Source organism: Leeia aquatica, from assembly GCF_012641365.1.
Lineage (GTDB): Bacteria > Pseudomonadota > Gammaproteobacteria > Burkholderiales > Leeiaceae > Leeia > Leeia aquatica.
In genome coordinates this window covers 460778-481513 of sequence record NZ_JABAIM010000001.1, presented here as the reverse complement: position 1 = coordinate 481513, position 20736 = coordinate 460778, and the positions used below count along the sequence as shown (strand labels likewise).

The window sequence follows — 20736 nt, the reverse complement described above, 5'->3', positions numbered from 1 at the left end:
GCAAGGGCAAGGAGAGGCATCGTGGGCATCTACACTAAAACAACAGCAAGGCTGGTGGCTTCCGCCTTGTTGGCGTTCCCGATGGTTGCCGGCGCTGCGGGTTTGGGAAAGCTGACCGTCCTGTCCGGACTGGGGCAACCCCTGCATGCAGAAATCGAGCTGGTGACCGGGGCTAACGAAGACCCCTCCAACTTCATCATCCGCATGGCTTCGCAAGATGCCTATCGGGATGCGCGGATTGATTTTCCGTCGCAGCTGGCCGGGGCGCGCTTCACGATTGAGCGACGAAGCAATGGCTCGTCGTACGTGCGCATGGTGACGGGACAGCCCGTCAATGAGCCGTTTGTCGATGTGCTGGTCGAGCTGTCCTGGTCGTCTGGCAAGGTGGTGAAAGAGTTCACCGCGCTGCTCGACCCCGCCGACTACAAGATGACGGCCAAGCCCACCGGCAATGCGCCAACGGTCAACCTGCCCACGACCAAAGGCAGCAAAGGCAGCAAGAAACAGAACTTCCGCTCCAGCATTCCGCTGGATCAGCAGCTGCTGGCCAATGGTCAGCCTGCGGCCGACAAGCCAGCCAAACCTGCCAAGCCCGCCAAAACCGAGCCAGCAGCTGAGCCTGCCAGCGGTGATTACACCGTGAAGCGGGGCGACACACTGGCCAGCATCGCGGGTCGCAACAAATATGATGATGTTTCGCTGGAGCAAATGCTGGTTGGGCTGTATCAAGCCAACCCCGATGCTTTCGAGCGTAACAACATGAACCGCATGAAGGTTGGCAGCATCATCAAGGTGCCCGACCAGGCTGCGGTTCAGGCCATTTCGCAGACGGAAGCCCGCAAGGAGATCCGCCTGCATGCGTCCAACTGGAGCGGTTATCGCCAGCAGGTGGCCAGCAATGCGGCACAGCAGCCCGCCTCCGGCAGCAGTGAGTCTGGCCAGTCCAGCAGCGGCAAGATTGAAACCAAGGTGGTGGACAAGGGTGCCGCTGCCGCCAACGGCGACAAGGGTACCGTCAAGGTGACCCAGGGCCAGATCGGCAAGGCCAGCGCCAATAGCGATGCCACCAGCAACAAGGCAGCCAAGGACAAGGTGCAGGCGCTGGAAGCAGAAGCACTGGCGCGAGACAAGAAGCTGAAGGAACTGCAGGACCGGGTGGCTGAGCAGGAAGCGCTGAACAAGAAGCTGAGCGATTTGCTAAAGCTGAAGGACGCGGAAATGAAGCGCCTTCAGGATCAGGCCAAAGCAGGGCAGAGCGGCAAACCGACTGAGCCGGTCAAGCCTGCAGAACCGACCAAACCTGCTGAGCCGGTCAAGCCCGCAGAACCCACCAAACCTGCAGTAGCCTCCGAACCGCTGCCGGTCGCTGCGGCTTCGGCAGCGCCGGTGGCCAGTGCTGCTGTGGAAACCGCCAGCAGTGAAGCCAAACCGCAAGTGGCGAGTGCCGAGCAGGAGGCTTCCAAGCCTGCCGCCAAACCGCGCCGTGTTGCACCTGTTCAGGAGGCACCTGCCCCTGAGCCGGAATGGACCGATGTGGTGATGGAGAACTTGCCCATCATTGGTGGCGCAGTCGGTGCTGTGGCGCTGATTGGCGGGTTGCTGGTGATGCGCCGCCGTCGTCGTGGCCGCTTTGACGACAGCATCATCACGGGCAGTGACCTGCGCGCCAATACCAATATTGGCAATACCGGTGGCGCCATCATCAATACCGGCGCGACGGAAAACTCCTTCCTGACCGATTTCAGCCGCGAAGGCCTGGGGCAGATCGATACCGATGAGGTCGATCCGATTGCTGAAGCAGAGGTTTACCTCGCTTATGGCCGCGATCCGCAGGCAGAAGAAATCCTGAGGGATGCCCTGCACAAGGATGGCACCCGCCACGAAGTGCGGGTCAAGTTGATGGAGATTTACGCCAATCGCAAGGATGTGACAGCGTTCAACGCGCAAGCCGCCGAACTGCACAAGCATACCCAGGGGATGGGGCCGCAGTGGAGCAAGGCTGCCGAGATGGGCCGCCAGGTCGATCCGCAAAACCCGCTCTATGGTGGCAGCCAGCAAGAGGCGATGAGCAAGACGGCCAGCATGCCTGCGGTTGAAGCAGCCGCCCCGGTGGCCGCTGCCGCGGCTGCAGCTCCGGCGGCAACCGATCTGGACTTCGACCTTGGCCTGCCGGGTGATGAGCCGGCGGCGGCGTCCGCGCCTGCCATGGACCAGACTCAGAAACTGGATCTGGACTTCGATCTCGGAACCCCGGCTGAGGCTGCTGTGACTGCAGAACCGGAGGCCGCTGCCGATGAAACACCGGTATTGCTGGACTTCGATCTGGGCGACATGAACCTGAGCGCGCCAGATGCACCGGCTGCCAGCGCTGCGGAGGAAGCGCCGTCGCTGGATCTGGACATGTCGCTTGATATGCCGGAGCTGGAGATGGATGCCCCGGCTGCTGCGCCAGCAGCTGAAGCCGCAGCTGACGAAGCTGCCATGCTGGACTTCAACTTTGACCTGGATGCGCCCAAGGCTGCGGCACCAAGTGCTGCCCCGGCTGCAGACGATGGCCTCGACATGGATCTTGGCGACATCAGCTTGGACCTCGGCGAATCGTCCGCCGGCGAGGTGGGTGAGTTCTCGATGGATGAGGGCGACGATCCGGTGGCCACCAAGCTGGATCTGGCCAAAGCCTATATCGAAATGGGTGACCAGGAAGGTGCGCGCGAGATCTTGGGCGAAGTGGAGCAGGAGGGCAGTGGTGAGCAGCAATCCGAAGCCCGGCGCTTGCTGGATCAGCTGAAGTAAGCTACAGGGCAGGTCAGATGACCTGCCTTTGCCTGTGCGCAAGACCATGCATACAGCAACCTCATTGAGGTTGCTGTATGCATTTTGGGGTGTCCATTTGGGAGGGGCAGTGGTATAACCCATGCCTGTTCAAATACAAGGAAATGGCATGCGTTGGGTGTTGGGGCTGGAATATCGGGGCACCGCCTTTGCGGGCTGGCAGCGCCAGCCGCAGGTAGATACCCTGCAAGCCCGGCTGGAGGCGGCGATTGAAACCATCGCCGGGCAATTCAGCACCGTGCATGCTGCAGGGCGTACGGATCGCGGCGTGCATGCCAGCATGCAGGTGGTGCATTTTGATACCGAGGTACACCGGCTGGAGCAGGCCTGGGTGCGTGGGGTCAATAGTCACTTGCCGGATGATATGGCCGTGTTATGGGCGCGCCCGGTTGAGGCACCCTTTCATGCCCGGTTTTCCGCCATGCGGCGACGTTACCGTTATTTCCTGTACAGCCACCCGGTACGGCCCGGCCTGCTGGCGACCCGCGTGGGCTGGCTGCATCACAAGCTGAGCCTGCAAAGCATGCAGGAGGCCGCCAGCTGCCTGCTGGGGGAGCATGACTTCAGTGCGTTTCGCTCCAGCGAATGTCAGGCCAAATCGCCCATCAAGCATTTGCAACAGCTGAGCTTGCATACCCATGATGCACCGGGCCGGCAGGGCGAGCTGATCGAGCTGCGTTTTACCGCCAATGCCTTCCTGCATCACATGGTGCGCAATATGGTCGGGGCCTTGGTGCACGTGGGGACCGGACGGGCCCCGGTCAGCTGGATGGCCGATCTGCTGGCCAGTCGTGACCGCAGCAAGGGGGCGCCGATGTTTGCGGCTGAGGGTTTGTATCTGGCCGGTGTCGAGTACCCGGAGGTATATCAGCTGCCAACCTGGCATGACGAAGGCCGCCTGTTCTGGTAAGGTAGGCTGCGCTGCAGGTCCTTTCATATTTCATCGAGTTTCCCCATGCGTACCCGCGTCAAGATATGCGGCCTGAGCCGTCCAGAGGATGTGGCGGCGGCGGCCCAAGCCGGAGCAGACGCCATTGGACTGGTGTTTTATCCGCCCAGCCCCCGTGGTGTGAGCATTGCGCAAGCCGCAGGCTTGCTCCGCCATGTACCTGCCTTTGTCTCCACAGTGGGCTTGTTTGTCGATCCCACTGAGGCCGAGGTGCGGCAAGTGCTGGCCCAATGCCCGCTGGATGTGCTGCAGTTTCATGGCGATGAATCGCCGTCGTTCTGCCGCAGCTTCGGTCGTCCTTACCTGAAAGCAGTGCGGGTCAAACCGGGGCTGGATTTGCTACAATATGCCGAAAACTACGCCGATGCGGCCGGTTTGTTGCTGGATGCTTGGGTGGCCGGGGTGCCGGGCGGGACGGGGCAGTCGTTTGACTGGTCGCTGATCCCGGCGGATTTGCCTTTGCCGTTGATTCTGGCAGGTGGGCTGGACCCGGACAACGTGGCCGAGGCCATTGGCCGTGTCAAACCTTGGGCCGTTGACGTGTCCGGCGGGGTAGAGCGGGAAAAAGGGGTCAAGGACCCGGCGCGCATCGAAGCGTTCATGCGTGCAGTGGCAACAACCTATGTGGGGTAAGCAATGAAGCAGGTCGATTTCCGCAGTGTGCCGGATGCCCGTGGTCATTTTGGCCCTTATGGTGGCGTCTATGTCGCTGAAACCCTGATGTCGGCACTGGATGAGCTGCGGCAACAGTACGAGCACTTCAAGCAAGATGACGCCTTTCGTCGTGAGTTTGAATACGAACTGAAGCACTTTGTGGGCCGCCCCAACCCGGTGTATCACGCCGCGCGCTGGTCCGAACAGCTGGGTGGTGCGCAAATCTATCTGAAGCGCGAAGACCTGAACCATACCGGCGCACACAAGATTTCCAACGCCATGGGGCAAGCGTTGCTGGCGCGCCGCATGGGCAAGCGCCGGGTGATTGCCGAGACTGGTGCGGGTCAGCATGGCGTGGCCAGCGCGACCGTTGCCGCGCGCTATGGTATGGAGTGCGTGGTGTACATGGGCGAGGAAGACGTACAGCGTCAGGCCCCTAATGTATTCCGCATGAAACTGCTGGGGGCCACCGTGGTGCCCGTGTCCAGTGGCTCACGCACCCTGAAGGATGCGCTGAACGAAGCGATGCGCGACTGGGTGACCAATGTGGACCACACCTTCTACATTCTCGGCACCGCAGCGGGCCCGCACCCCTACCCGATGATGGTGCGGGATTTCCTGTCGGTGATCGGCCGCGAAGCACGGGCGCAGATTCTGGAGCTGACCGGGCGCCTGCCGGACCAGGTGGTGGCCTGCGTGGGCGGCGGTTCCAACGCCATCGGCATGTTCCACGGTTTCCTGCAGGATGAGGCGGTGAAGCTGGTTGGCGTCGAGGCGGGTGGGCATGGTCTGGACAGCGGCAAGCATGCCGCCCCCTTGTCCGCCGGACAACCGGGCATTTTGCATGGTGCGCGTTCTTACCTGATGCAGGATGAAAACGGGCAGGTCATTGAAACCCACTCCATCTCTGCCGGGCTGGATTATCCAGGCGTGGGGCCAGAGCACAGCTGGCTCAAGGATGTGGGTCGCGCCGAATATACGGCGGTGACCGATGATGAGGCCATGCAGGCGTTCAACGACCTGTGCCGTTTTGAAGGGATCATCCCGGCGCTGGAGAGCAGCCATGCCCTGGCGCATGCCCGGCGTATCGCCCCGACCTTGTCGCGCGACCAGTCGATCCTTGTCTGCCTGTCTGGCCGTGGCGACAAAGATATCAATACCGTCGCCAAGCGCATGGGCATTACCCTGTAAGCGCCGCTCCGCAACCCGAATACTGAAAGCATCATGTCCCGTATCGACGCCCTGTTTTCCGACTTGCAACAGCGTGGCCGCAAAGCGCTGATCCCTTTCATCACCGCCGGGGATCCACACCCCGGACAAACCGTCAGCCTGATGCACGCGCTGGTCGCCGGTGGCGCCAACCTGATCGAACTCGGTGTGCCGTTTTCCGACCCGATGGCCGATGGCCCGGTGATCCAGCGTGCCAGCGAGCGTGCCTTGAAACACGGTGTCGGACTCGGGCAGGTGCTCGACATGGTGGCCGAATTCCGCAAGACCGATAGCCAGACGCCGGTGGTGTTGATGGGCTATGCCAACCCGGTCGCGCGAATGGGTTATGAGGTGTTCGCAAATCGTGCGAAAATGGCGGGCGTTGACGGTCTGCTGACGGTGGATGTGCCGCCGGAAGAGAGTGATGAGCTGCTGACAGCCCTGAAGGCGCAGCAGATCGCCCCGATCTACCTGCTGGCACCGACCACGCCGGAAGCCCGGATCAAGGCGATTGCCGAGCGGGCACAGGGCTATGTCTACTATGTCTCCCTCAAGGGGGTGACCGGGGCCAGTCACGTGGATTACAGTGCAGTGGGTGCGCGCATGCCTGAGCTGCGCAAGCACATTCACTTGCCAATCGGGGTCGGCTTTGGCATCAGCGATGGTGCTGGAGCCGCAGCCGTGGCCAAGGTGGCGGACGCCGTCATCATAGGCTCGCGGCTGGTGAAGGAAATTGAAAGCAGCACGGCTGACACGCTGGCAGGGAACCTGCAGCGGCTGGTGGCCGAGCTGCGTGCTGCCATGGATGCGGCTACCGCTGCGTGATGGGCAGTGCTCCCGGTGACGGGAGGTGCGTAATTGGATGTGAGGATAAACCATGAGCTGGTTACAAAAACTGCTGCCGCCCAAAATCAAAAGCAAACCGGCAGGTGGCAAGACCGTGGTGCCGGAAGGCCTGTGGAGCAAGTGCTCTGCTTGTGAAGCTGTGCTGTACCGGACTGACCTGGAAAATAACCAGTTCGTCTGCCCGAAGTGCAATCACCACAACCCGCTGGGCGCGCGGGCCCGGCTGGAAATGCTGCTGGATCCGGAAGGTCGTTTCGAGCTGGCCTCCGAGGTCAAGCCGATCGACATCCTGCGTTTCAAGGACAGCAAGCGCTATGTCGATCGTCTGGAAGCGGCTGAAGCGGCAACCGGCGAGACCGATGCCCTGCTGGTGATGCAAGGTGCCATCCTGCGTCAGCCGGTGGTGGCGGCGGCCTTTGAGTTCAAGTTTATCGGCGGTTCGATGGGCTCGGTGGTGGGCGAGCGCTTTGTGCGGGGGGTCAACGCCGCACTGGAACAGAACGTGCCTTTCATCAGTATTGCCGCTTCCGGTGGCGCCCGCATGCAGGAGGGGATGAATTCCCTGATGCAGATGGCCAAAACCAGCGCCGCGCTCACCCGGCTGGCCGATCGCAAGCTGCCATATATCTCCTTGCTGACGGATCCGACCATGGGTGGCGTGTCCGCCAGTTTTGCCTTCCTCGGTGACGTCGTGATGGCCGAGCCGGGGGCCGAAATCGGCTTTGCCGGTTCCCGCGTGATTGAGCAGACGGTGCGCGAAACCCTGCCGGAAGGCTTCCAGCGTTCCGAATTCCTGCTGGAGCATGGCGCCATCGACATGATTGTGGATCGTCGTGACTTGCGTCGTCGTATTGCCGAGCTGCTGACCCTGCTGCAGAACAACCCGCCGTTGGACGCCTGATGCCACTGGCGACCACGCAGCACGGAGAGGCTAATGCCTTGCCGCAGGATGTGAGCGGCTGGCTGGCTCACCTGGAAGCCCTGCACGCGGATGTGATCGAGCTGGGCTTGGCCCGCGTGCAAGGGGTAATCCAGCAGATGGCGCTCAAGCCAACCTGTCCGGTCATCATGGTGGCGGGCACCAATGGCAAGGGTTCGACTTGCGCCATGCTGGAGCGCATCTACAGTGCTGCGGGCTACAAGGTGGGCGTCTACAGCTCACCGCACTTGCTGCGCTACCACGAGCGGGTCCGTCTGAATGTGCAGCCGATAGATGATGCGGCACTGTGCGCTTCCTTTGCGGCTGTCGAGCAAGGGCGCGGTCTGGTGGCGCTGACCTATTTCGAGTTTGGCACGCTGGCCGCGGTAGCGGCGTTCATGGCTGCAGCGGTCGATGTCATGATTCTGGAAGTCGGGCTGGGTGGGCGGCTGGACGCGGTCAATGCCTTTGAGCCGGATGCCTCCATCATCACCAGCATTGACCTTGATCATCAGGCCTTGCTGGGCGATACCCGCGAGCTGATCGGTTTTGAGAAAGCCGGGATTTATCGCAGTGGCAAACCTGCCATCTGTACCGACCCGGAGATCCCGGCATCCATCGTGGCGCATGCGCGCTCGATTGGCGCTCACTGGTTACCACTGCAGCGGGATTCCAGCGGCGATGGTTTCGGCTACCGCCGCATGGAAAACCAGTGGGAGTGCTGGTGCGAGGGGCGAGCCTTCCATTCCTTGCCCATCCCGGCGCTGCGCGGCAGTTATCAGCTCGCCAATGCCGCAGCGGCACTGGCAGCCATTACGCAGCTCAATGCACGTCTGCCGGTCAGCATGGGGGCGGTGCGTCGTGGCCTGCTGGAAGTGGAGTTGCCGGGGCGGTTTCAGGTGTTGCCGGGTCGTCCGGCGGTGGTGCTCGATGTCGGGCATAATCCGCATGCTGCGCGGGCCTTGGTGCAGAATCTGTCGCAGATGGGCTATTTCGAGCGTACCTTTGCCATTTGCGGCATGATGCAGGACAAGGATCAGCTGGCGGTGCTGCAGGCGATGCAGCCGCAAGTGGATCACTGGCTGTTTTGTGATCTGCCGCCGCCACGGGGTGCCAAAGCGGAAACCTTGCAGGCGCTGGCGAGTCAGAGTGCAGGCAAGGCCAGTGTATTTGCCTCCCCGGAAGCCGCATGGCAGTTTGCCCAGCGAGAGGCGGGGGAGCGGGACCGGATTGTGGTGTTTGGTTCCTTTGTGACGGTAGGTGCGGTATTGCAGGCGCGGGATAAGGCAGGGGCGCATTGAAAGTGGACGCGGACAAGCCCGAGGTGCCGTCCACCGCATGGCAGCGATGGCAGGCGCGAACGGCCCAGCGCAAGCGCTGGGGGCATGTGCTCTACGGCGTGGCTTTACTGGCGGTGTTATTGATTACGCTGTTTCCGGTTCACCGGCCCAGGAAGCCGCAGGCAGCGGCCACCCCGGTGCAACATGCTGCATCCCTGCCGCCCAGCGAGGCATCTGGCCGCTAGGTCATGAACGGCTGCCAAGGGCAGGCACCAGAATAGGGCGTTACACCAGATGCTGCAGGGTGTGACGACGGAAAATTGACTCACCATCGGTCCGCAAGGGCTGATGATACTGCCAGAGCGGCGCGGGGCAATCATGGGCGCTCGGGTAGGGATAAACAAGGATGGCTGACAAGGTGTCGCGGATTCAGAGTCTGAGTGATGAGCAGCAACAACTGAAGCGTCGTGCACGCCGCCGTCTGGTCGGTGCCCTGGCGCTGGTCCTGCTGATGGTGATTTTCCTGCCGATGGTGCTGGATCAGAAACCGCGTGCGGTGGAGCAGGATATCCCGATCGACATCCCCGAACCGGATGGCTCGACACCGCCACTGAAACCCGGCACCGCTTCCGCAGCGGATACGCCTCAGCCCCCCGCTGTGGTGACGCAGCCGACGGAGACGCCTGCTTCCGTGTCCAAGCCTGCGACGGCCACCACCAAGCCGGAGGCGACGACGCCCAAGCCCACCACCAAACCTGAAAAGCCAACTGAGGGTGCCAAGCCTGCAGCGGATAATACCAGCAAGCCCACCAAGCCGACTGCGACCAAGCCTGCTGAGGATGATCCACTCAATGCCTTGGTGAGTGCGCGCGAGCAGCAAGCCAGCACTGAGCGTCCGGCGGCCGCAGCGGGCAAATGGTCGGTACAGTTTGCGGCGCTGAATGATGCCAGCAAAGCCAAGGCCTTGCTGAAAACCCTGTCCGGACAGGGTTTCAAGGCCTATGTGGTGACCATTCATACCCCGAATGGCGAAGTCAGCAAGGTGCGTGCCGGGCCATACGGCAGCAAGGATGAAGCCGATCAAGCCCGGCAGAAAGCCGAGGCAGCCGGTTTGCAGGCCATTGTGGTGGCGGGCAGGTGATGTCGATTGATCTTCACCGCCGGGAGGCGTCTGTTTGACCAGCTTTGACTACATGCTGTTGGCCGTAGTAGGGGCCTCGGTGGTGTTGGCGGTCATGCGCGGCCTGGTGCGCGAACTGCTGGCACTGCTGACCTGGCTGGTGGCTTACGCGCTGGCGCAGACCTTTTATATGGATCTGATTCCGTACTTGCCGGCAGACATACCGAATCTGGCCCTGAAAATGCTGGTGGCCTTCGCCATCCTGATGATGGCTGGCTGGTTGCTGATGAGTTTGCTCAGCATCACCTTGCATGAGCTGATCAAAGGCAGTGGCTTGCAGCCGCTGGACCGGGCGCTGGGCGGCGTGTTTGGCTTGCTGCGTGGCTTGCTGGTGGCGCTGGTGATGGTGATGCTGGGCGGGCTGACCCGCTTGCCGCAGAGCGATTTCTGGCGTAATGCTGCTTTCAGTGCGCCGATGGAGGCGCTGGTCTTGCAAAGCAAACCCTGGCTGCCGGAAGGCCTGGCCAAGAGCATCCGTTTTGACCCCGCGCCGGAAGGCGAGGGGATGAGCAGCCCGTAATCATTGCCGTTGCGGGTACCCCCCTGACAGAAAGAGGCAAGTCGTTATGTGTGGTATTTTGGGCACCGTTGGCCAGCAACCGGTCAACCAGTTGTTGTACGACGGTCTGCTGGTTCTTCAGCACCGTGGGCAGGATGCCGCAGGCATCGTGACCGCCAATGGCAATTCCTTCCACATGCACAAGGGCAATGGCCTGGTGCGTGATGTGTTCCGCACCCGTAATATGCGCTCGCTGATGGGTCATGCCGGGATTGCCCATGTGCGCTATCCGACTGCGGGCTCCTCCTCGGTGGCAGAGTCGCAGCCGTTCTATGTCAACTCACCGTTTGGTGTGGTGCTGGCACACAACGGCAATCTGACCAACGCCGAACAGCTGAAACAGGAAATGTTCCAGCTCGACCTGCGGCATATCAACACCCACTCCGATTCCGAAGTGTTGCTCAATGTGCTGGCACATGAGCTGCAAAAGCAGAGCAAGGGTACCCGGCTGGATGCAGATGGCGTGTTTGCTGCCATTTCCGCCGTACATCGCCGCTGTCGTGGTGCTTATGCGGTAGTCGCCATGATCGCAGGGCATGGTTTGGTGGCTTTCCGCGACCCTTACGGCATTCGCCCGCTGGTGTATGGTGAGGCTGATACGGCACTGGGCAAGGAATATCTGGTGGCGTCCGAGTCGGTGGCGCTGGATTCGCTCGGTTTTCACATGGTGCGGGATGTGGCGCCGGGTGAGGCACTGTATATCGAGTTTGATGGTACTTTCCACAACCGCCAGTGTGCCGAGAACCCCAGCCTCAACACCTGCATCTTTGAGTTTGTGTATCTGGCGCGACCGGATTCGGTGATCGACGGCGCATCGGTGCATGAAACCCGCCTCAACATGGGCAGCGGTCTGGCCGACAAGGTGCGCCATGAGCTGAACGGCGAGCAGATTGACGTGGTGATCCCGATTCCGGACTCCAGCCGCCCCAGCGCACTGCAGCTGGCCAACAAGCTGAACCTGCCGTACCGCGATGGTTTCATCAAGAACCGCTACATTGGTCGCACCTTCATCATGCCGGGCCAGGCCATGCGCAAGAAGTCGGTACGGCAGAAACTGAACGCCATCGGCATGGAGTTCAAAGGCAAGAATGTGTTGCTGGTGGATGACTCCATCGTGCGCGGCACCACCAGCCGTGAAATCGTGCAGATGGCGCGCGATGCCGGGGCGACCAAGGTATTCTTCGCCTCGGCTGCGCCGCCGGTGCGTTTCCCCTACGTCTACGGTATTGACATGCCCAGCCGCAGCGAGCTGCTGGCCAATGGTCGTAGCCATGAGCAGATTGCCGCTGAAATCGGTGCTGATGCGGTGATCTACCAGGACCTCGACACGCTGAAAGCCGCAGTACGGGCGGCCAATCCGGCCAATACCTCGTTCGATGCCTCCTGCTTTGATGGTTGCTATACCACGGGCGACATCACCGAAGCCTATCTGGCCGGTATCGAGAATCGCCATAGTGATGGTTCGGCGGATGCGGCGGATGATGGCCAGACCCGCAATCTGGACCTGAATCTGGGCGTGGCCGAGCAAGCCTTGCGTTACGGAGAGTAAACACATGCAGCAGCAGGGAGCCGGTACACCGGACTGGGATGATGAGACGCTGGCCATCCGCGCCGGCACGGAACGCTCACCCTTTGGCGAGCACAGCGAGGCGATGTATCCCACCTCGAGCTATGTGTTCACTTCCGCTGCTGAAGCGGCTGCCCGCTTTGCCGAGGTGGAGCCGGGTTATACCTACTCGCGCTTTACCAATCCCTCTGTCACCATGTTTGAAAACCGGCTGGCGGCGCTGGAAGGGGCAGAGCGCTGTGTGGCCACTGCCAGCGGCATGTCGGCCATCAATGCGCTGTGCATGGCCTTGCTGAAGCAGGGTGACCACATCGTCGCCTCGCAAAGCCTGTTTGGCTCCACCATTGGCCTGTTCAACAACATCCTCTCCCGCTTCGGCATCAGTGTCAGCTATGTGCCGCTGTCGGAGACAGCCGCTTGGCGCGATGCGGTGCAGCCAAATACCCGCCTGTTCTTCATGGAAACACCGTCCAACCCGCTGACCGAAGTGGGCGATATCCGCGCCGTGGCGGAAATTGCGCACCAGGCGGGTGCACTGCTGGCGGTCGACAACTGTTTTGCGACCCCGATCCTGCAGAAGCCTTTGCAGATGGGGGCGGATCTGGTGGTGCATTCGGCCACCAAATATCTGGATGGACAGGGTCGCGTGCTGGGTGGCGCGGTGCTGGGCAAGGCGGACCTGATGCAGCAAGTATTCCTCTACCTGCGCACCGCCGGGCCGACGCTGTCTGCCTTCAATGCCTGGGTGCTGTTGAAGGCACTGGAAACCTTGCCGCTGCGCATGGAGCGGCACTGCCGCAACGCTGCCGAACTGGCCGCCTGGCTGCAAGCGCAGTCGGCGGTCAAGCGGGTGTTCTATCCCGGTTTGCCTGACCACCCGCAGCATGAGCTGGCCAGCGCGCAACTGGCACTGCCGGGTGGCATGCTGTCTTTTGTGGTGGTGGGCGGGCGTGAGGCCGCATGGCAGGTGATTGATGCCTGCCAGCTGATTTCCATCACCGGCAATTTGGGGGATTCGCGCAGCACCATCACCCACCCGGCCACCACCACCCACTTCCGCATCAGCCCGGAGGCCCGTGAGCTGGCGGGTATTGGTGAGGGGCTGCTGCGGGTGTCGGTCGGGCTGGAGTCAGTACAGGATCTGCAAGCGGACCTGGCACGGGGGCTGGCCCGTCTGGCGTAAGGCGCGCTGGACGCACCGGGGTGCGCCTGTCCGTGAGGGCGCTTCTCCGGTACAATGCGGGGTTATGCTTGGAGAGGTGCCGCGATGCGCTATGTGTTCCTGCTGCTGAAAATCACCCTGTTCATCCTGCTGCTGGCGTTTGCCATGAAAAACGGCCAGACGGTCAGTCTGAACCTGTTTCAGGGTCATGCCTGGCAGACGCCGCTGGTGGTGTTGCTGCTGGTGTTCTTTGCCGTGGGCACCCTGTTTGGCCTGCTGGCCAGCATGGTGTTCGTGATGCGCGTGCGTCGTGAGTTGCTCGCCCTCAAACGGGAGTTGCGCAACCGCAATGCTGCTGCCAGCCCGCTGACCCAACCGGCATCCGACGCCGTTCTCTGATCTGACGGATCCACTGTGGAATTTGATTACCTCTGGTTGTTGCTGCTGCCGGTGTTCTTTGGGCTGGGCTGGCTGGCGGCCCGTATCGACATCCGGCAATTGCTGCGCGATTCGCGGGCGGTGCCCAAGGCCTATTTTGAAGGATTGAATTTTCTGCTCAATGAGCAACCGGACCGGGCATTGGGCGCGCTGGTCAGCGTGGCGCATCACCACCCGGATGCGGTGGAGCTACAGTTTGCCTTGGGCAGCCTGTTCCGCAAACGGGGCGAGCTTGACCGTGCCATCAAGCTGCATCAATCCATTCTGCAACGTCCCGATCTGAGCCCCGATGTGCGCTCACAAGCCCTGCAGGCGCTGGGTGAGGATTACCAGCGAGCAGGCCTGCTGGACCGGGCGGAAGACAGTTACCGCCAGTTGCTGGATAACGGCCAGGCCACCGAGGCCCGCATGGCGCTGCTGAACATCTATCAGCAGGAGCGGGAGTGGCAGAAGGCCATCGACATGGCCAGCCAACTGCCGGATGCTGCGCATGCCCACCAGCATGAAGTGGCACAGTTCTACTGTGAGCTGGCCCAGCGGGCGATGAGCGCTTCACAGTGGGAGGTGGCGGGGCCGTATTTGCAATCCGCACTGGAAGTGCACCGTAAATGCGTACGTGCCACCCTGCTGCAAGGTGATCTGGCCTTGATGCAAGGCCAGCCCGATGCCGCGCGGCAAGCGTGGCTGCGCATCGAGCAGCAGAACCCGGACTACTTGCACATGGTGGCCGAGAAGGTGCTGCGCATCTATCAGGATGAAGGACGGCAGGATGAAGGGCTGACGCTGTTGCGTGGTTTGTATCAGCGCTACCCGAGCCTGGATTTGCTGGAGCCCCTTAATCTGGCGTTGCAGCAGGCCGGAAAACTGCAGGACAGTTACGAGCTGCTGCGCGATGAAGTGCGCCGTCAGCCCTCGCTGCTCGGTCTGGACCGACTGCTGCAGGTGCAGCTGCTGGTGGCGCCACCGGAGCGCCGTGCTGACCTCGAGCAGGTGCGTAACCTGGTCCACCAGCATGCCGACAAGCACAATATGCACAGCTGCCGCCATTGCGGCTTCCGTGCCCGCCAGTATTTCTGGCATTGCCCGGGCTGCGCCGAGTGGGAAAGCTATAGCGCCCTGCGCGGGCAAGCCAGTTTGCCGTAGAGGATGGCCCTGATGACTTTGCTTCATTCGCCCCGCATTGTGGTGGCACTGGATTATGCCGATGCCGCCTCCGCCCTAGCCTTGGCCCGACAGCTGGACCCCAAGGCCTGCCGCCTGAAAGTGGGCAAAGAGCTGTTCACCTGTGCAGGCCCAGCGATCGTGGAGCAGCTGCAGGCGCTGGGGTTCAGCCTGTTTCTTGACCTCAAGTTTCATGATATTCCGAATACGGTGGCGCAAGCGGTACGAGCGGCCGCAGAGCTGGGGGTGTGGATGGTCAATGTCCATGCCTCCGGCGGTCGCCGCATGATGGAAACCACGCGCGAGCGGGTTGAGGGCTTGTCACATCGCCCGCTGTTGATCGCTGTCACCGTACTGACCAGCATGCAGCAGGACGAGCTGGCCGAGCTGGGTGTACAGGGCACGCTGGAGCAGCATGTGCTGCGGCTGGCTGCGCTGACCCGCAGCAGCGGTTTTGATGGGGTGGTGAGTTCTGCGCAGGAAGTGCAGCCGATCAAGCAAGCGTGCGGTGCCGGATTCCTGACCGTCACCCCGGGGATTCGCCCGGCCAGCGCGGCAGCGGACGATCAGGCGCGCATCCTGACCCCGGCTGAAGCCATCGCCATTGGCAGTGACTATCTGGTGGTGGGGCGGCCCATTACCCGAGCAGAAGATCCGTTGGCGGCCTTGCACGCCATCCGGCAGGAGATTGGAGAAGTGGTTTGAAGATTACCGTAGTCGGTTCCGGTTATGTCGGGCTGGTCAGTGGCGCTTGTCTGGCCGATGTGGGCAATATGGTGCTGTGTCTGGATGTGGATGCCCGCAAGGTCGCCCGCCTGCAGCAGGGCGAAGTGCCGATCCATGAGCCGGGGCTGGATGAAGTGATCCGCCGTAATGTGGCGGCAGGCCGCCTGTCGTTTACCACCGATGCAGCTGAGGCGGCTGCCTTTGGCACCGTGCAGTTCATCGCGGTGGGGACGCCGCCGGGTGAGGATGGCTCGGCGGATCTGCAGTATGTACTGGCGGCGGCCCGACAGTTGGCGCGCCATATGACGGAATACCGTGTGATCGTGGACAAGTCCACGGTACCGGTGGGTACCGCCGATCAGGTACGGCAGGCGGTACAGCAGGAGCTGCAGGCGCGGGGTGTGGATATCCCGTTCAGCGTGGTATCCAATCCGGAGTTCCTGAAGGAAGGGGCGGCCATTGAAGATTTCATGCGCCCCGACCGCATCGTGGTCGGGTGTGAGGATGAGACGGCACGCAAACTGATGCGTGAGCTGTATGCGCCGTTCCAGCGTAATCATGACCGCATGGTGTGGATGGACGTGCGCTCTGCCGAGCTGACCAAGTATGCAGCGAATGCCATGCTGGCGACGCGGATTTCCTTCATGAACGAACTGGCCAATCTGGCCGAACGCCTGGGCGCGGACATTGAGCTGGTCCGCCAAGGCATCGGCTCTGACCCGCGCATTGGCTATCATTTTCTCTATCCGGGCATTGGTTATGGTGGCTCCTGCTTCCCTAAGGACGTGCAGGCCCTGCAGCGCACTGCGCAGGCTTCGGGCGTCGAACTGGCGGTGCTGGCAGCGGTAGAGCATGCCAATGAGCAGCAGAAGCAGCGACTGGTGGATAAGGTGGTGCAACGCTTTGGTGAGGACCTGGTCGGGCGGCATTTTGCCCTGTGGGGACTGGCATTCAAGCCCAATACCGACGACATGCGTGAAGCGCCCAGCCTGACCATCCTGCAAGGGCTGTTGCAGCGCGGTGCGACGGTGGCGGTGTTTGACCCGATTGCCATGGAGACCGGACGGGTGGCGATGCAGGCTGCCGGTATCGCGCTGGATCGCGTGCAGTTTGCTGAATCGGCCAATGCAGCGGTGGCGCAAGCCGATGCCTTGCTGATCGCTACCGAGTGGAAGCCATTCCGTAGCCCGGACTTCGAGTGGTTAAAGCAAGCGCTGAAAACGCCGGTCATCTTTGACGGGCGGAACCTGTACGATCCGGCACTGGTACGCGCCCAAGGCTTTGAATATCTGGCGATGGGACGTTAAGCCGCTGGTAATGGGACAACAAAAAGCCCCTTGCAAGCAAGGGGCTTTTTGATTGCGTGCAGTCTGAGAATCAGGCGCGGCGCTTGAATTCACCGGTGCGGGAATCGATTTCGATCTTTTCACCGATTTCGATGAAGGCAGCTACTTGCAGCTCGAAGCCGCTGGCCAGACGCGCAGCCTTCATCACCTTGCCAGAAGTGTCGCCACGGGCGACCGGCTCGGTGTAAGCCACTTCGCGCACGATGGTGGTCGGCAGTTCAACCGAGATGGCCTTGCCATCGTAGAACACCACTTCGCACTGGTCTTCCATGCCGTCTTCCAGGAAGTTCAGCACGTCACCCAGGTTGTCCTTTTCCACTTCGTACTGGTTGTACTCGGCGTCCATGAACACATACATCGGGTCGGCAAAGTAGGAGTAGGTGCATTCACGCTTTTCCAGCACCACCACGTCGAATTTTTCATCGGCCTTGTAAACGGCTTCCGAAGCAGCGCCGGTCAGCAGGTTCTTCATCTTCATCTTCACGACCGAGGCGTTACGGCCAGACTTGGAGAATTCGGTTTTCTGCACGACCATCGGGTCGCTGCCAACCATGAACACGTTGCCAGAGCGGAGTTCCTGAGCGGTTTTCATCGTTACGTCCTGTACAGTTTGACCAAGGCGCAATCCGGAAAACGCTGCGCCAAAACAGCTTATTCTAACGTGTTTTGGCCCATTCGACCAGATTGTCTGCCAGCGAGGGCTGCTGCGCCTGTTGCTGCTGCCATTGGCGGGCGTGTTGCTGCCAGCGCGGCCATTGCGCCATGAGGGCGGACCAGCTGTCCGCCAGTGGACCCAAGCCGTTCCATGCATGCCACAGCTGGCGTAGCGGAGTGGCCAGTGTCTTGTCCGCAGAGCTCAGATAGCCATCGAGGAAGGCCTCCAGCTTGGGCACATGGGCGTCCTCCGCCTGAGGGTAGATGTGCCACACCATGGCTTGTGCAGCCCATTGTGCCCGCACGAAGGAATCTTCGCCGCGAACAAAGTTCAGGTCACAGCAGGCCAGCAGTTGATCGTAGTGGCGGGGTGACAGAAAGGGCAGGGCGTGTACGGTCAACGCACCCCGGCTGCCGCTGCGGCCAACAGGCAGCTCGGACCACTGCAAGGCTTTCAGCAGATCAGGAACGACCCGACCCGGCGGCATCAGGCAATGAATGGGCACCGGACTGTGCTGCCAGGCCTGCAGCAACTCGGTCAGGCAGGGGTTCTCGTAGGCAAACAGGGAGACACACAAGGCTGCTTCCGGAATCGCCAGCCCCAATGACTGCCAGAACAGCGCACGCTGCTGGCGATCTGCTGCCACTTGGGCCAGTAGCCCATCTTCGCGTAACAGGCCGCCGGTACCCGGTACAAAGCCAGGGAAGAAAAAATATTTGCGGAGGGGCAGACGAGGGTGGGGCGAGGGCAGCAGGTGACAGCCCGGCACCCAGTCCTCCGCACTCAGGTACTCCAGATTCAGCCATAGTGGCTTCACGGCTTGCCGGGCCATGGCCGTGAGAAAGGCCTCCGGCGGGTTGCAGGCGAAGGCCTCGATGACCACCTCGCCGGGCTGGAGATGATCGAGGGACCTGTCCGGCAGCCAGTGCACGATCTCAATGCCCTCAACCCATTGCTGTGCTTGTGTCGGGTCCACGCTCGGGCAGAGCTGGCGGAACACGGTCAGATCATCCACCCACAGCCGCACGGGCTGTTGATACTCGTGCTGCAGCTGGCGTGCCAGCCGCCAGCAGACGCCGATATCGCCAAAGTTGTCGATGACAGCGCAGAACAAGTCCCAGTGTCGGGGTGGGGTCATGCGAGCTCCAGAATGCAAACAGGCCATGCGAGGCATGGCCTGTGGTAATGCTGTTGTTCCGTTCAGCCTTGGCTGCTGGTCCCGCTGTTCTTGACCACTTGCATGGCGCTGCTGACCAAGCTACTGACATCGGACAGATTGCTCGGCACGATCAGGGTGTTGCCGGTCTTGGCCAGCTTGGCAAACGCCTCGACATATTGTTCGGCCACTTTCAGGTTGACGGCTTCCAGTCCGCCCGGCTGCTTGATGGTTTGCGCCACCATATGAATAGCCTCGGCGGTCGCACGCGCCACCAGCCGAATGGCTTCAGATTCGCCTTGCGCCTTGTTGATGGCGGCCTGCTTTTCCCCTTCCGACTGGTTGATCGCCGCCTGCATGTCGCCCTCTGAGCGCTGGATGGCGGCTTCACGTTCACCTGTGGCGATATTGACCTGCTCCTGCTTGCGGCCTTCGGAGGCAGCAATCAGCGCACGCTTTTCGCGCTCGGCGGTGATCTGTGCCTGCATGGCGTGCAGGATGTCCTTGGGCGGCGTCAAATCCTTGATTTCATAACGCAGCACCTTCACCCCCCAGTTGACGGCCGCCTCATCCAGTGCCATCACTACTGTGTGGTTGATCTCGTCGCGCTCCTCAAAGGTTTTGTCCAGCTCCATCTTGCCCACCACCGAGCGCAAGGTGGTCTGCGCCAGTTGGGTAATGGCCAGGATGTAATCACTGGTGCCGTAGGAGGCCAGCTTGGGGTCGGTTACCTGAAAATACAGAATGCCATCCACCTGCAGCTGGGTATTGTCCTTGGTAATGCAAATCTGACTGGGGACGTCCAGCGGGATTTCTTTCAAACTATGCTTGTAGGCCACCCGGTCAATCATCGGCAACACCACATTGAGGCCAGGTTCCAGCACCGCGCGAAAGCGCCCCAGTCGCTCCACAATCAGCGCGCTTTGCTGTGGCACCACGCGGATCGACATGAATACCAGAATGACGGCGACCACCAACAGGATCAGGGCAACGTTCTGCATATACAACTCCAGCAGGTTCGACAGGGAAGACACGATGATCTCCTCGGATGGGAATCAGGTTTGCTGCACCGGCTGATCGCTGATGATCAGCACATTTTGACGCATGGCATGAATATACAGCGGCACCCCTTCGGCGGCCGGCGCATTAAGCCACTCGGCCTGCCACACCGTACCTCGGTAGCGAACTTGCAAACGGTCTTGCGGGTTTGAGATGCGCTCCACCTGTTGACCAATGTCCAGACTGGGCGAGGCGGCTGCCAGACCGGTATCGGCTTTGCGTCGCTGCCACAACAGCAACACACCCAGCAGGCTGCCGATGCTGGCCGCCAGCAGCTGGATGACCGGGCCTTGACCGAGCCAGGCCGCAGCCGCAGCCAGCAGCGTGCCAACACCGATGATCAGCAGATAGAACGTGCCAGTCAGCAATTCCAGACCGACCAGCACCAGTCCGCAAATCAGCCAGAAGCTCACAGGGGAGAAATGCATGTGGGGTCCTTGAATTGAAAACACTGCACGGTGTACCGGCGCTATGCTATGCCACCCCCGTCGCTTTGCCAAGCGCTGGTACTTTCTGGCTTGGGGCGCTATGCTGGGAGAATACACAAACACACAACAGGAGCACCGCATGCAAGTGATGACCGAATGGTTTGGCCCCCTGGATGTGGACCCGGAAACCGTGCTGACCTTTCCTGCCGGGTTGCCGGGGCTGGAGCAGTGTACCCGCTTCCAGCTGCTGTACGACGAAGGCAGTGCCCAGCCACAGGTACGCTGGCTGCAATCGCTGGACCAGCCGGAGATCACCTTCAGCGTGGTCGATCCCTCTCTGTTCGGGGTGAGCTATGAGCTGACCTTGACGGATGAAGAATGCGCCTTGCTGGATTGCCAGCAAGCCGAGCAGATTGCCATCCTGATGTTGCTGGGCCGGAATCCGGAAACGCGGGCGGTGGAGCCGAAAGTCAAGTACCCGATCTTGCTCAATCTGGAGAAGCGGCGCGGCTATCAAAAACCGGCAACACGTTGTGAACTGGTGTTCAAAAATGTTTGACGCGCCATTTGGCGGATGTTCACTGCTTTTTGACGAAGTTGCATGAGCGCT

Annotated in this window: 21 protein-coding genes; 17 read left to right on the top strand and 4 right to left on the bottom strand. The window is 61.3% G+C overall.

Features of this window, described 5'->3' with window-relative positions; all coding sequences use genetic code 11:
* Positions 1–21: 21 nt before the first annotated feature.
* From HF682_RS02210 to HF682_RS02135, 16 genes are all read left to right on the top strand, one after another.
* Positions 22–2793 (top strand): motility hub landmark protein FimV, encoded by a 2772-nt coding sequence (locus HF682_RS02210; protein WP_168875621.1) that lies wholly within the window; start codon positions 22–24, stop codon positions 2791–2793.
* 148 nt (positions 2794–2941) lie between these two features.
* On the top strand, positions 2942–3742 hold the full coding sequence (gene truA, locus HF682_RS02205; protein WP_168875620.1) for a tRNA pseudouridine(38-40) synthase TruA: 801 nt from the start codon (positions 2942–2944) through the stop codon (positions 3740–3742).
* Positions 3743–3787: 45 nt separating this feature from the next.
* On the top strand, positions 3788–4414 hold the full coding sequence (locus HF682_RS02200) for a phosphoribosylanthranilate isomerase (protein ID WP_168875619.1): 627 nt from the start codon (positions 3788–3790) through the stop codon (positions 4412–4414).
* A gap of 3 nt (positions 4415–4417) precedes the next feature.
* Entirely contained in the window at positions 4418–5626 is a 1209-nt protein-coding gene (trpB, locus tag HF682_RS02195) for a tryptophan synthase subunit beta (protein ID WP_168875618.1), read from the top strand.
* Positions 5627–5659: 33 nt separating this feature from the next.
* The gene (gene trpA, locus HF682_RS02190) at positions 5660–6469 is read left to right on the top strand and encodes a tryptophan synthase subunit alpha (protein ID WP_168875617.1); all 810 of its coding nucleotides are present in this window, start codon (positions 5660–5662) and stop codon (positions 6467–6469) included.
* Between the two features lie 52 nt (positions 6470–6521).
* The gene (gene accD, locus HF682_RS02185; protein ID WP_168875616.1) at positions 6522–7391 is read left to right on the top strand and encodes an acetyl-CoA carboxylase, carboxyltransferase subunit beta; all 870 of its coding nucleotides are present in this window, start codon (positions 6522–6524) and stop codon (positions 7389–7391) included.
* Positions 7391–8710, top strand: a complete 1320-nt coding sequence (gene folC, locus HF682_RS02180) for a bifunctional tetrahydrofolate synthase/dihydrofolate synthase (protein ID WP_168875615.1) — start codon at positions 7391–7393, stop codon at positions 8708–8710. Before accD ends, folC begins: the two co-directional genes overlap by 1 nt.
* On the top strand, positions 8707–8934 hold the full coding sequence (locus HF682_RS02175) for a hypothetical protein (protein WP_168875614.1): 228 nt from the start codon (positions 8707–8709) through the stop codon (positions 8932–8934). The genes folC and HF682_RS02175 overlap by 4 nt, the downstream gene beginning before the upstream one ends.
* Positions 8935–9095: 161 nt before the next feature.
* On the top strand, positions 9096–9830 hold the full coding sequence (locus HF682_RS02170) for an SPOR domain-containing protein (RefSeq protein WP_168875613.1): 735 nt from the start codon (positions 9096–9098) through the stop codon (positions 9828–9830).
* A 34-nt stretch (positions 9831–9864) separates the two neighbouring features.
* Positions 9865–10389 carry a CvpA family protein gene (locus tag HF682_RS02165; protein ID WP_168875612.1) on the top strand — a complete coding sequence of 175 codons (525 nt, stop codon included), beginning with the start codon at positions 9865–9867 and terminating at the stop codon, positions 10387–10389.
* Between the two features lie 46 nt (positions 10390–10435).
* The gene (gene purF, locus HF682_RS02160) at positions 10436–11977 is read left to right on the top strand and encodes an amidophosphoribosyltransferase (protein ID WP_168875611.1); all 1542 of its coding nucleotides are present in this window, start codon (positions 10436–10438) and stop codon (positions 11975–11977) included.
* A gap of 4 nt (positions 11978–11981) precedes the next feature.
* Positions 11982–13178 carry an O-succinylhomoserine sulfhydrylase gene (locus tag HF682_RS02155; protein ID WP_168875610.1) on the top strand — a complete coding sequence of 399 codons (1197 nt, stop codon included), beginning with the start codon at positions 11982–11984 and terminating at the stop codon, positions 13176–13178.
* A gap of 84 nt (positions 13179–13262) precedes the next feature.
* Positions 13263–13556: a LapA family protein gene (locus HF682_RS02150; protein WP_168875609.1), complete on the top strand. Its 294-nt coding sequence runs from the start codon at positions 13263–13265 to the stop codon at positions 13554–13556.
* 15 nt (positions 13557–13571) lie between these two features.
* On the top strand, positions 13572–14738 hold the full coding sequence (lapB, locus tag HF682_RS02145) for a lipopolysaccharide assembly protein LapB (protein ID WP_168875608.1): 1167 nt from the start codon (positions 13572–13574) through the stop codon (positions 14736–14738).
* 12 nt (positions 14739–14750) lie between these two features.
* The gene (gene pyrF, locus HF682_RS02140; RefSeq protein ID WP_168875607.1) at positions 14751–15461 is read left to right on the top strand and encodes an orotidine-5'-phosphate decarboxylase; all 711 of its coding nucleotides are present in this window, start codon (positions 14751–14753) and stop codon (positions 15459–15461) included.
* Positions 15458–16789: a UDP-glucose dehydrogenase family protein gene (locus HF682_RS02135; protein ID WP_168875606.1), complete on the top strand. Its 1332-nt coding sequence runs from the start codon at positions 15458–15460 to the stop codon at positions 16787–16789. Before pyrF ends, HF682_RS02135 begins: the two co-directional genes overlap by 4 nt.
* Positions 16790–16859: 70 nt before the next feature.
* Here HF682_RS02135 and efp read toward each other — a convergent pair whose 3' ends face one another.
* The 4 genes from efp to HF682_RS02115 all read right to left on the bottom strand — a co-directional run bounded on the left by efp (position 16860) and on the right by HF682_RS02115 (position 20126).
* Positions 16860–17420 (bottom strand): elongation factor P, encoded by a 561-nt coding sequence (gene efp / locus HF682_RS02130; protein ID WP_168875605.1) that lies wholly within the window; start codon positions 17418–17420, stop codon positions 16860–16862.
* 64 nt (positions 17421–17484) lie between these two features.
* Positions 17485–18621 (bottom strand): elongation factor P maturation arginine rhamnosyltransferase EarP, encoded by a 1137-nt coding sequence (earP, locus tag HF682_RS02125; RefSeq protein ID WP_168875604.1) that lies wholly within the window; start codon positions 18619–18621, stop codon positions 17485–17487.
* Between the two features lie 62 nt (positions 18622–18683).
* Complete coding sequence (locus HF682_RS02120) at positions 18684–19640, bottom strand: SPFH domain-containing protein (RefSeq protein WP_168876871.1); 957 nt, start codon at positions 19638–19640, stop codon at positions 18684–18686.
* Positions 19641–19694: 54 nt separating this feature from the next.
* Positions 19695–20126 (bottom strand): NfeD family protein, encoded by a 432-nt coding sequence (locus tag HF682_RS02115; RefSeq protein ID WP_168875603.1) that lies wholly within the window; start codon positions 20124–20126, stop codon positions 19695–19697.
* A 139-nt stretch (positions 20127–20265) separates the two neighbouring features.
* Between HF682_RS02115 and fliW the strand changes: the two genes are divergently transcribed.
* Positions 20266–20685, top strand: coding sequence for a flagellar assembly protein FliW (gene fliW / locus HF682_RS02110; protein WP_168875602.1), 420 nt, complete (start codon positions 20266–20268; stop codon positions 20683–20685).
* Positions 20686–20736: the final 51 nt, after the last annotated feature.

Coding starts and splice junctions, on each gene's coding strand:
- truA (WP_168875620.1), top strand. CDS start 2,942: ATGCGTTGGGTGTTGGGGCTGGAATATCGGGGCACCGCCTTTGCGGGC.
- HF682_RS02200 (WP_168875619.1), top strand. CDS start 3,788: ATGCGTACCCGCGTCAAGATATGCGGCCTGAGCCGTCCAGAGGATGTG.
- trpB (WP_168875618.1), top strand. CDS start 4,418: ATGAAGCAGGTCGATTTCCGCAGTGTGCCGGATGCCCGTGGTCATTTT.
- trpA (WP_168875617.1), top strand. CDS start 5,660: ATGTCCCGTATCGACGCCCTGTTTTCCGACTTGCAACAGCGTGGCCGC.
- accD (WP_168875616.1), top strand. CDS start 6,522: ATGAGCTGGTTACAAAAACTGCTGCCGCCCAAAATCAAAAGCAAACCG.
- folC (WP_168875615.1), top strand. CDS start 7,391: ATGCCACTGGCGACCACGCAGCACGGAGAGGCTAATGCCTTGCCGCAG.
- HF682_RS02170 (WP_168875613.1), top strand. CDS start 9,096: ATGGCTGACAAGGTGTCGCGGATTCAGAGTCTGAGTGATGAGCAGCAA.
- purF (WP_168875611.1), top strand. CDS start 10,436: ATGTGTGGTATTTTGGGCACCGTTGGCCAGCAACCGGTCAACCAGTTG.
- HF682_RS02155 (WP_168875610.1), top strand. CDS start 11,982: ATGCAGCAGCAGGGAGCCGGTACACCGGACTGGGATGATGAGACGCTG.
- HF682_RS02150 (WP_168875609.1), top strand. CDS start 13,263: ATGCGCTATGTGTTCCTGCTGCTGAAAATCACCCTGTTCATCCTGCTG.
- pyrF (WP_168875607.1), top strand. CDS start 14,751: ATGACTTTGCTTCATTCGCCCCGCATTGTGGTGGCACTGGATTATGCC.
- efp (WP_168875605.1), bottom strand. CDS start 17,420: ATGAAAACCGCTCAGGAACTCCGCTCTGGCAACGTGTTCATGGTTGGC.
- earP (WP_168875604.1), bottom strand. CDS start 18,621: ATGACCCCACCCCGACACTGGGACTTGTTCTGCGCTGTCATCGACAAC.
- HF682_RS02120 (WP_168876871.1), bottom strand. CDS start 19,640: ATGCAGAACGTTGCCCTGATCCTGTTGGTGGTCGCCGTCATTCTGGTA.
- HF682_RS02115 (WP_168875603.1), bottom strand. CDS start 20,126: ATGCATTTCTCCCCTGTGAGCTTCTGGCTGATTTGCGGACTGGTGCTG.
- fliW (WP_168875602.1), top strand. CDS start 20,266: ATGCAAGTGATGACCGAATGGTTTGGCCCCCTGGATGTGGACCCGGAA.